10 protein-coding genes are annotated in these 7,799 nt (G+C 73.2%); 5 read left to right on the plus strand and 5 right to left on the minus strand.

From position 1 onward, the window contains the following. Window positions 1-99 precede the first annotated feature (99 nt). The gene (locus tag C1J00_RS33955) at window positions 100-519 is read left to right on the plus strand and encodes a nuclear transport factor 2 family protein (RefSeq protein ID WP_102912809.1); all 420 of its coding nucleotides are present in this window, start codon (window positions 100-102) and stop codon (window positions 517-519) included. Window positions 520-526: 7 nt separating this feature from the next. Here the strand turns inward: C1J00_RS33955 and C1J00_RS33960 are convergent, their stop codons facing one another. The 3 genes from C1J00_RS33960 to C1J00_RS33970 all read right to left on the minus strand — a co-directional run bounded on the left by C1J00_RS33960 (window position 527) and on the right by C1J00_RS33970 (window position 2,845). Beyond that, window positions 527-1,519, minus strand: a complete 993-nt coding sequence (locus tag C1J00_RS33960) for a hypothetical protein (protein WP_146046302.1) — start codon at window positions 1,517-1,519, stop codon at window positions 527-529. A gap of 78 nt (window positions 1,520-1,597) precedes the next feature. Next, window positions 1,598-2,305, minus strand: coding sequence for a YqeB family protein (locus C1J00_RS33965; protein WP_245936609.1), 708 nt, complete (start codon window positions 2,303-2,305; stop codon window positions 1,598-1,600). Window positions 2,306-2,398: 93 nt separating this feature from the next. Next, entirely contained in the window at window positions 2,399-2,845 is a 447-nt protein-coding gene (locus C1J00_RS33970) for a DUF2000 domain-containing protein (RefSeq protein ID WP_102912812.1), read from the minus strand. 49 nt (window positions 2,846-2,894) lie between these two features. Between C1J00_RS33970 and C1J00_RS33975 the strand changes: the two genes are divergently transcribed. Next, entirely contained in the window at window positions 2,895-3,689 is a 795-nt protein-coding gene (locus tag C1J00_RS33975; RefSeq protein ID WP_102912818.1) for a helix-turn-helix transcriptional regulator, read from the plus strand. Here C1J00_RS33975 and C1J00_RS33980 read toward each other — a convergent pair. Next, window positions 3,686-4,198: a type III secretion system chaperone family protein gene (locus C1J00_RS33980; RefSeq protein ID WP_102912813.1), complete on the minus strand. Its 513-nt coding sequence runs from the start codon at window positions 4,196-4,198 to the stop codon at window positions 3,686-3,688. The genes C1J00_RS33975 and C1J00_RS33980 overlap by 4 nt on opposite strands. Beyond that, complete coding sequence (gene mshA / locus C1J00_RS33985) at window positions 4,191-5,528, minus strand: D-inositol-3-phosphate glycosyltransferase (RefSeq protein ID WP_102912814.1); 1,338 nt, start codon at window positions 5,526-5,528, stop codon at window positions 4,191-4,193. The genes C1J00_RS33980 and mshA overlap by 8 nt, the downstream gene beginning before the upstream one ends. Window positions 5,529-5,755: 227 nt before the next feature. Between mshA and C1J00_RS33990 the strand changes: the two genes are divergently transcribed. Genes C1J00_RS33990 through C1J00_RS34000 form a run of 3 tightly spaced genes read left to right on the plus strand, consistent with a single transcriptional unit; the run spans window position 5,756 to window position 7,712 of the window. After that, on the plus strand, window positions 5,756-6,367 hold the full coding sequence (locus tag C1J00_RS33990; protein WP_102912815.1) for a dihydrofolate reductase family protein: 612 nt from the start codon (window positions 5,756-5,758) through the stop codon (window positions 6,365-6,367). Between the two features lie 57 nt (window positions 6,368-6,424). After that, window positions 6,425-6,862: a CPCC family cysteine-rich protein gene (locus tag C1J00_RS33995; protein WP_102912816.1), complete on the plus strand. Its 438-nt coding sequence runs from the start codon at window positions 6,425-6,427 to the stop codon at window positions 6,860-6,862. A gap of 31 nt (window positions 6,863-6,893) precedes the next feature. Continuing rightward, the gene (locus C1J00_RS34000; RefSeq protein ID WP_102912817.1) at window positions 6,894-7,712 is read left to right on the plus strand and encodes a class I SAM-dependent methyltransferase; all 819 of its coding nucleotides are present in this window, start codon (window positions 6,894-6,896) and stop codon (window positions 7,710-7,712) included. Window positions 7,713-7,799 lie beyond the last annotated feature (87 nt).

A 7,799-nucleotide genomic window follows, 5' to 3' on the forward strand; every position in this document is an offset into this window, starting at 1 on the left:
CCCCGCCTCCCGGCCCATCCCGGATCACCACCGGCGGCGGCACCGCGGTTACCTCCGACGTAATCGACGCTCCTCCGGCGTCCTGGCAGGCTGGGTCCCATGACACCTGCCGACACCGCGGAAGCCACCCGTCTCACCGTCCAGAGGTTCCTCGGACTCCGGCTCGCCGGTGACACCGAGGGGCTCGCCGCGCTCTTCGCCGACGAGGTCGACTGGATGCTCGCCGACAACCCCGGCGTCCCCTGGATCCGGCCCCGGTCCACCGCCGCCGAATGTGCGGCACAGGCCGATGAGCTGGCCCGGTACACCGTCCCGGAGGACGCTCGCGCGTCCGTGGACGCCGTCCTCGTGGACGGGACCGACGCCGTGCTGATGGGGCAGCTCTCCGGGACGGTCCGGGCGACCGGGAAGTCCTTCTCGGGGCCCTTCGCTCTGCGGCTCACCGTCGAGGACGGGCGGATCACCCGGCACCACCTCTACGAGAACAGCCTGTCGATCGCCCAGGCCTGCGCCCCGTGACCACGCCCTACCGCTGAGCCAGGACGTTCGTGGACGCCGGGTCGCCGGAGATGCCCGAGGGTTCGTCAGGGTCGGACGGCCACCAAGGGGCCGTGACCGCGGCGGACAGTACCGCGCCGGCTCCCAGGGAGTTCGTTGCCGCTCCGGGCGGCAGGGCGACGCGGATGCGGACGGTGCGGGAACGGCCGGGCGGGAGCGTGAACTCGTCCGTCTCGACGTGCGTCCGGCCCGTCAGGTCGGTCCACCGGCCGTCCCCGCCGATCGACCAGGGCAGGTGGCCGACGGACCGGCCGACGTCTCCCGGGCTCAGGGTGACGGCGATGCGCAGGCCGGAGCGGGTGCGGGTGCCCGCCGCGTTGCGCACGCGCACCTTCCACTCCACGGGTGGGCCGCCCTTGACCGCCCTGGGCAGGTTCGGGGCCTCGATGGTGAGGTGCGTGGGGTCGACCGGCAGGCGGACTCGCGGCGCCGATGCCACCGGGTGGGGACCGGGTGTCCAGCCCTTCGGGGCCAGCTGCGCGGCGATGCGCAGGGCGGAGAGTCCGGCCTGCGTGGAGTCCCGCTCCCTGTCGGCGGTGAACACCCGGAAGTCGAACAGCGCCCGGGGCTTGCCGCGGTGCGCGAGCGGCAGTACGGCGGCGAACTCGCCGTCGTCGTCCTGCTCGTTGGTCCACAGGAGCGGCACGTCGTGCCACGCGCCGTCTTCCCGGACCTGGAGCCGGTCGGGGATCAGGCCGAGGTGGAGCCCCAGTACGCGTTGTGCCGCCTGGGCGCGGGTCAGGCGGCCCTCGACGGAGACACGGAAGGGGACCGGCGGGCCGCCGGGGACCACCTCGCGGCCGTCGTCCTCGTCCAGGTGAATGGCCGGGCGGGGCGCGGATCCGGCCGGGCTCCGGTCCGACGACGCGTCGGGGGCCCGGTCGGCGCACCCCGCGATTAACGCCGTGGCGACGAGCAACGCGAGCGCGGCGGCTGAGCCGGGTGAGCGGGTCACTGTCACGGGGACCTCCGCACGGAGTTTAGGGGGCCAGGGGGCTTCTACCCTCGGGACCGCCGGCGCGGGCCGACCCCGTGAAGCTCAATCCCGTCGCACCAGCCGCCAGTACTGCCGCTTCTCCTCGTCCCGTACGACCACCCCGAGCCGCAGCAGCTCTCCGCGCAACTCCCGGGCGTCCTTGGCGTCGTCCTCGTGTTTGCGGGCCTGCGCGCGTGCCCTCAGCAGGGCGTCCGCGCCCTCGGGCAGGCCGGGGGTGCCGGGCACCCAGCGGCGGAACTCGGCGCGGTACGGGTCCTCCTCCGCCCACGCGTGTCCGTGTTCCGCGAGGGCGTCCGCAAGGCGTCGCCAGGGCAGGCCGCAGTGCTCCCTTGCCAGTTCCATGCCGTCCGGGCCGAGCAGGACGAGCTGCTTGCCGTCCCGGAAGAACACGGAGATCTCCTCGCGGGTGAACTCCTGGGAGCCGTCCCGGAAGGCCAGGGTCACATGGGTGTCGCGGACGCGCACGGACAGCGACTCGTGTGCCGCCGTGAAGCCGAGCAGCAGGCCGCCGAGCACGCCCACCGTGATCGTGCCGAGGGTGAGGGCGGGTTCCGGGACCGAGGTCAGCAGCTCGGCCGGGCCTTCGAGCGGCGCCCACGGCAGGGTGAGCAGCCAGCGGGCGAGGAGCGGCAGCAGCACGCCGCCGACGGCACCGCAGGCCACGCAGAAGAGCACGATGGCCCATGCCGATTCGGCGAGTTGCGTGGTCTGGTCGTCCGTAGGCGTGGACGGTACGGGCCTCTTCCCCAAGCGAACTTTCCTGGCTTCCTCCATGGAAGCAGTCTCGGGAAGGGCCGTCCGCGCTGTCATCAGCCGTCGGTCTACGTGCCTCCGACTTTGGTCTCAGGGATGCATCCGTGCTCCCTTGACCACCTTGTCCACCGCGTTCCTCGGGCCGTGGACCGCGAGCCCGGCCAGGTCCAGGTCCGCGGTGGGCACGGCCCGTACGGCGGCGCGGTTGTCGCGGTCGTTGCCCGTGGTGAAGAGGTCGGAGGTGAAAACCGCGCGGGGCAGGGCGCGGGAGAGGGCCCGGGTGTGGGCGGTGGCCAGGGTTTCCTTGGTGGCCTCGAAGACCATGACCGGCTGGCGGAACATGGGGAGGTAGGGCACGCCGTCCGCGTCCTCGTAGGGTTCGCCGATCACCTCGGGGAGCTGGGTTCCCAGGCCGCTGACCAGGAACGACGTCACGTTGAGGCGCTGCCAGGGCTCCAGGTCCGCGCGCAGCAGCACGGCGATCTTCGTGTCGAAGCGGATCGGCTCCGGCCGCGGGGGTTCGATGATCGTGTTCATGATCCGAGCGTGCCGGGCGGTCCTCGTCGAGGTCTTGTACGTTCTTTGCATGGCCCCCCAGCCCGCCCGGATCGTCTCCGCCTGGCGGCCCGCCGTCCCGGGTGTCGTCGAGGTCTTCCACGCGCGGTTCACCGAGTACGCGTATCCGATGCACGTCCACGACGCCTGGACGCTGCTGATCGTCGACCGGGGCGCCGTGCGGTACGACCTCGACCGGCACGAGCGCGGCACCCCGCACGACAGCGTGTCGCTGCTGCCGCCGCACGTGCCGCACAACGGCTCCCCCGTCACCCCGGAGGGCTTCCGCAAGCGGGTGCTGTACCTCGACGGGACGCATCTGGGCGACGAGTTCATCGGGGCCGCCGTCGACCGGCCCGATCTGCGCGATCCGCTGCTGCGGCGGCGCGTGGGGCAGTTGCACGGCACGCTGGGGCGGCCCGGTGAGGAACTGGAGGCCGAGAGCAGGCTGTTGTTCGTCGGGGAGCGGTTGCGCGGGCATCTGGAGGGGGACCCCGCCTCCCCCCGGTCCGCCGATTCCGTTCTCGCGCGGCGGCTGCGCGAGTTGCTGGACGAGCGGATCGTCGAGGGCGTCGTCCTGCGGGAGGCCGCCGGACTGCTCGGCGCCCATCCCGCCCATCTCGTACGCGCGTTCAGCACGGCCTACGGCATCGCCCCGCACCAGTACCTGACGTCCCTGCGCGTGGGGCGCGCCCGGCGGCTGCTCCTGGAGGGCCGCTCACCGGGGGACGTGGCGGTGGCGTCCGGGTTCTACGACCAGTCGCACCTCACCCGGCACTTCCGCAAACTGGTGGGGGTGCCGCCTGGGCGCTACAAGGCCGGCTAGGGCCGCTCGGGGCGCTGGGTCAGGTGAGTGAACGCGTCCAGGTTGCGCGTGGACTCCCCCCGCGACACCCGCCACTCGTACTCCTTGCGGATCGCCGAGGCGAAGCCCAGCTCCAGCAGGGTGTTGAAGGCGCCGTCGGACGCCTCCAGGACCTGGCCGAGCAGGCGGTCGAGCTCGTCGGCGGTGACGGCGGGCAGGGAGAGCCGGCCGGTGACGTAGACGTCGCCGTGCTGGTCGACGGCGTAACTCACGCCGTAGAGCTTGAGGTTGCGTTCCAGGAGCCAGCGGTGGACGCCCTGCTCGTTCTCGTCGGGGTGGCGGATGACGAAGGCGTTCAGCGACAGGGAGTGCCGGCCGACGATCAGGGAGAGCGTCGTCTTCAGCTTGCGGGTGCCGGGGAGCTGCGCGACGTACGTGCCGGGCCGGGGGCTCTCCCACTCCAGTTCGGCGTCCTTGAGCACTTCCTCGATGACCTGGGCCGCGCGCTGTTCCTGATCGGTTTCACCCATGCAGCGAGCGTACGCGACGGCGGTGTGCCTGCATCGCGGCCGTGTAGACGTCCGCCGTGGCCGCGGCGGCCGTGTCCCAGCCGAAGGACTGGGCGTGCCGGGCGGCCTGCCCGCCGAGCCGGGGCACCAGCTGCGGGTCGTCGGCGAAATCGCCGAGCACGCGCGCGTACTCGGCCGGATCGTGCCCCTGGACGAGGAAGCCGGTGTGCCCGTCGCGCACGGCGACCGGCAGGCCGCCGACCGACGCCGCGAGCACCGGCGTGCCGGCCGCCTGCGCCTCTATGGCGACCAGGCCGAAGGACTCGCTGTAGGAGGGCATGACCAGCACGGAGGCGGCGCGGAACCAGTCCGCCAGCTGCTCCTGGCCGACCGGCGGGCGGAACCGTACGATGTCGGCGATGCCCAGGCGCGCGGCGAGTTTCTGCAGGCCCTCGGGCTTGGCGAGGCCGCTGCCGGAGGGCCCGCCTACGACGGGCACGAGGATGCGCGAGCGCAGTTCGGGCCGCTGGTCGAGGAGGACGGCTACGGCGCGCAGCAGCACGTCCGGGGCCTTCAGGGGCTGGATGCGCCCCGCGAAGAGCGGGATGAGGGCGTCCTGGGGCAGACCGAGGCGGGCCCGGGCGGCGGCGCGGCCGTCAGCGGGCGAGAAGCGGCTGAGGTTCACGCCGGGGTGGACGACTGCGACCTTGTCGGTCTCGGCCTCGTAGTGCCGGACCAGTTCGTCGGCCTCTTCGGTGGTGTTGGCGATGAGCCGGTCGGCGGCGGCGACGATCTGGGTCTCGCCGATCACGCGGGCGGCCGGTTCGGGGGTGTCGCCGTCGGCGAGGTTGGCGTTCTTGACCTTGGCCATGGTGTGCATGGCGTGCACCAGGGGGACGCCCCAGCGCTGGGCGGCGAGCCAGCCGACGTGGCCGGAGAGCCAGTAGTGGGAGTGGACCAGGTCGTAGTGGCCGGGCCGCTGGTGGGCCCAGGCCTGCATGACGCCGTGGGTGAAGGCGCACAGCTGGGCGGGGAGGTCCTCCTTGTTGAGGCCCTCGTAAGGACCGGCGTCGACGTGCCGGACGAGGACGCCGGGGGCCATCTCGACGGTCGGGGGGAGGGCCGCCGCGGTCGCGCGCGTGAAGATCTCGACCTCGACGCCGTGCGCGGCGAGGCGCTGGGCGAGCTCCACGATGTAGACGTTCATGCCGCCGGCGTCGCCGGTGCCCGGCTGGTGGAGCGGGGAGGTGTGCACGGAGAGCATGGCGACGCGGCGGGGCCTGCGGTGCAGCCGGAGGCGCGCGGGCGACGACGCGGAGCGCCGACCGAGCCTGCCGATGTACTGGCTCACGTGGCGTTCCTCCTCGCTCGGGCATGCCTTCCGCAGGGCGCACGCTGCCCTCCGACGGAGTCCAACGCCGGAAGCAGGTGCTCCATTTCCCGATTCGGAGGTTTTACCGAATCATTACCGCTTGTCGCTCAACCGTTCGAGGGTGAGGGAGTCCGGGGCCGATGAGTTTTCGCGCCCCGCGCTGTCTGAACCACTGACGGCGACAAGCGGGAAGAAGGCGGTGCGTGATGAAACTGGTGGTGCAGGAGTTCCTGTCGCTCGACGGTGTCTCCCAGGGGCCGGGCGCGCCGGACGAGGACCCCAGTGACGGCTTCGAGCGGGGCGGCTGGTTCGTACCGCATCTGGACGAGGAGTTCGAGCGGCTGGCCGGCAGCTGGCTCGGTGAGGCGGACGCGCTGCTGTTCGGGCGCCGTACGTACACGAGCTTCGCCCGTGACTGGCCCGCGATGACCGGGCATCCGCTCGCCGGGATCATGAACGGCCTGCCGAAGTACGTCGCCTCCCACAGCCTGACCGAGGCCGGGTGGAACCCGACCACGATCCTGTCCGGCGACGTGCCCGCCCAGGTCGCGGAGCTGAAACGGCAGCCCGGCCGGGAGCTCCAGATCCACGGCAGCGCCCGCCTCGCCCAGTCCCTGCTGGCCGCCGGACTGGTCGACACCCTCCGGCTGGCGATCGCACCGGTCGTGGTCGGCCAGGGGCGGCGCCTCTTCCCGGACGGCGGGGCCCCCGCGGGGCTCCGGCTGACCGGCCACCGGACGACACCGGGCGGCCTCTCGGTGCATGTCTTCGAGTCGGCGGGGGCGGCGCGGCTCGGGACATACGGGGGAAGGCAGTAGCCGCCGGGGCGCCGGAAGGCGAGGCGGTGAGGTCCCGGGATCCCTACCCTTCCGGGCATGACAGGCCCACGGCATCGCGCCGCACCTCCGCCACCTCCTCCGCCGCCTGCGCCTGCGCCCGAGGAGCTCCTCCCCTGCCCGTGCTGCGGCCACCGGACCCCGGGCGAGCTGTGGGCCTACGAGATCTGCCCCGTCTGCTACTGGGAGGAGGATCCCTTCCAGCTCCGCCACCCCACGGCCGGCACAGGCCCCAACCACGGGCTGAACCTGATCGAGGCGCAGGCCAACTACCGGCGGCTCGGGGCCGTGACCGAGGAGATGCGACGCTACGTGCGGCCACCGCGGGAGGACGAGCCGCTGGACCCGGGCTTCCGGCCCGCCGACCCGGACCGGGACCCCTTCGAACAGGGGCCGGCCGGCACCCCGATGCCCGACGACCTCACCGGCCTCTACTACTGGCGTCCCACCTACTGGCGGCGGCACCTCGCCCCGTGACAGCGGCAGGAAGCGGCCTAACCTCGTACCCATGACACCCCGCGCGACCACCCGCCCCTTCGGAACGGTGACCCGCGGGACGACCAACCCCAACCGGCTCCGCCGCATGGACCGCTGGATCGCGGCCACGCACGGCGCCGAGCTGCGCCGCGCCGCCGACCCGGTGGCGGTCGACCTCGGGTACGGCGCCGCACCCTGGACGGCCGTCGAACTGCTGCAGCGCCTGCGTACGGTCGCGCCACGCGCGCGCGTGGTGGGCGTCGAGATCGAACCGGCACGGGTCGCGGCGGCGCTGCCCTACGAGCGCCCGGGCCTCGTCTTCCGGCACGGCGGCTTCGAGATCCCCATCCCGCAGCGGCCCCTGCTCGTGCGCGCGGCGAACGTGCTGCGGCAGTACGAGGAGGGCGAGGTCGCGGCCGTGTGGCGACGGCTGTGCGCGCGGCTCGCACCGGCGGACCCGGCGGCCGGGTCGCGCGGCGGGCTGCTGGTCGAGGGGACCTGCGACGAGATCGGGCGCCGGCACGTCTGGGTCGCGCTCGGCCCGGAGGGACCGCGCACCGTCACCTTCGCGACCCGGCTGGGCTCCCTGGAGCGCCCTTCGGACCTGGCGGAACGGCTGCCGAAGGCACTCATCCACCGCAATGTCCCCGGTGAGCCGGTGCACGCCTTCCTGCGCGACTTCGACCGCGCCTGGGCGGCCGCCGCGCCCTACGCCTCGTACGGTGCCCGGCAGCGCTGGATCCGCGCGGTCCGGGACCTGGCGGCCGACTGGCCGGTGGTGGACGGGCCGGTGCGGTGGCGGCAGGGCGAAGTGACACTGCGCTGGGAGGCGTTGGCACCGGGCATCTGACTCCTGCGGTGCGGGCATCCGACTCCTGCGGTCCGGACACCTGACGCCTCCGGCCCGGGCGGGGGCTGTTGCGGCCCGGGCCGGAGG

This window comes from Streptomyces cahuitamycinicus, assembly GCF_002891435.1.
GTDB lineage: Bacteria > Actinomycetota > Actinomycetes > Streptomycetales > Streptomycetaceae > Streptomyces > Streptomyces cahuitamycinicus.